Annotated in this window: 1 protein-coding gene; it reads left to right on the top strand. The window is 37.9% G+C overall.

Going from position 1 to position 796, the window contains the following annotated elements; genetic code table 11:
* Window positions 1-172 precede the first annotated feature (172 nt).
* Window positions 173-796, top strand: a 624-nt coding sequence (mobQ, locus tag ACFO5Q_RS16705; protein ID WP_380084427.1) for a MobQ family relaxase, incomplete at its 3' end; no start/stop codon positions are given.

The raw sequence follows: 796 nt of genomic DNA on the forward strand, positions 1-796 counted from the left end.
CGGCATGTTATAATTCCCTTAGAGATAAGGGCGCACTTACACACCTTGTCAGGTGTCGTGCGATTGCTATGCAATATTTTATCCTTCAACCTACGGTTTCAGGGCTATCGCCTATTGGCGATTATTTATAAAAAATCTTTCCCTTCGGGGCTGATGAAAGGAGTGCTATATCATGGCTATCTATCATTTTTCTGTTCAAGCTATTTCAAGAGGAAAAGGTCAATCTTCTGTCGCTTCTGCTTCTTATCGAAGTGGTGAAAAATTATTTGATGAACAGAGTGGAGAAACCAAAAACTATCAAAGAGAAGTAGAACCGGAAACCATGATATTAGCCCCTGAACATGCACCTGATTTTGTTTATGATCGTCAGCAACTTTGGAACGAAGTGGAACGCATTGAAAGTAATTCTAATAGTCGTTTAGCAAGAGAAGTTAATGTTGCTCTACCAGTTGAACTAAGCCCTGGTGATCAAAAAGATTTACTAAAAAAATATGTTCAAGATAATTTTGTTGATCGTGGCATGGTGGCAGATGTTGCAATTCATAGAGATGATGAAAAGAATCCTCACGCTCATATCATGCTAACCATTCGACCTTTTGAGAAAGATGGTTCTTGGCAGCAGCAAAAATCACGAAAAGAATATATCCTAGATGAAAATGGGGAAAAGTCTTTAAATAAAAACGGAAATCCTAGAACTAGAAAGATAGATCTTGTTGGTTGGGATAAAAAAGAATTGGTGTCAGAGTGGCGTAAAGAGTGGTCTAACTATACAAACAAAGAGTTAGAACGAGTTGGA

This window comes from Kordiimonas lipolytica, from assembly GCF_042651265.1.
GTDB classification, from domain to species: Bacteria; Pseudomonadota; Alphaproteobacteria; order Sphingomonadales; family Kordiimonadaceae; genus Kordiimonas; species Kordiimonas lipolytica.